This is a genomic window from Psychrobacter sp. 1U2 (assembly GCF_051847575.1).
Map to the genome: position 1 here is coordinate 1 of NZ_JBPYDC010000971.1, position 754 is coordinate 754.

A 754-nucleotide genomic window follows, 5' to 3' on the forward strand; every position below is an offset into this window, starting at 1 on the left:
ATGAATAGGGTTACAAGCCAAATGCGGATAGGCCACGTGACCTTGCTTACCGGTGACCGTCAGCACGGCACCCAACGAGCCGCGGCGACCGTTTTTGATAATATCGCCTAGGGTATCAGTACTCGAGGGCTCACCAACAAGACAATAGGTAATTTTTTCATTACGTGCTTCTAGAGTTTCTATGACTTTAACGGTGCCATTGATAGAGGGGCCTTCTTCATCTGAGGTAATTAAAAAGGCGATAGAGCCATTATGCTCAGGATGGTTGGCAACGAAACGCTCAGCTGCAATGGTAAAAGCAGCAATGCCGGTTTTCATATCAGCGGCACCGCGCGCCCAGAGATAGCCATTTTCGATGGTTGGGGTAAAGGGCGGGTAGGTCCAATTATTGACATCGCCTGTTGGCACCACATCGGTATGACCGGCAAAGCAAATCACTGGTTCAGTCGTGCCACGGCGTGCCCAAAGGTTTTTGACTTCCGCGTGCTCGCCAGTCTTATCTCTATCGCCAAAATACATAAACTCACAATCAAAGCCTGCCTGTCTTAAGCGTTCCGATAAAATATCTTGGCAACCGTCGTCGTCTGGCGTCACTGAAGGACGTTCTAATAGTTCAATGCTTAGATCAAGAGTGGCTTGCTGATGAGTTTGCGTTAAAGTATTTTTATTATTAGACATGATAGACCTTTCAGAATTGAGCGTAGGCTGGGTTTTTAACCCAGCATTCTGCATTTGCGAAGTTTAAAAGCTGGGT

At 47.2% G+C, this 754-nt stretch carries 1 protein-coding gene; it reads right to left on the bottom strand.

All coding sequences use genetic code 11. The features are described from left to right. On the bottom strand, positions 1-678 hold a 678-nt coding region (gene dapE, locus ACS8FD_RS19845; RefSeq protein WP_439277130.1), incomplete at its 3' end, for a succinyl-diaminopimelate desuccinylase. Positions 679-754 lie beyond the last annotated feature (76 nt).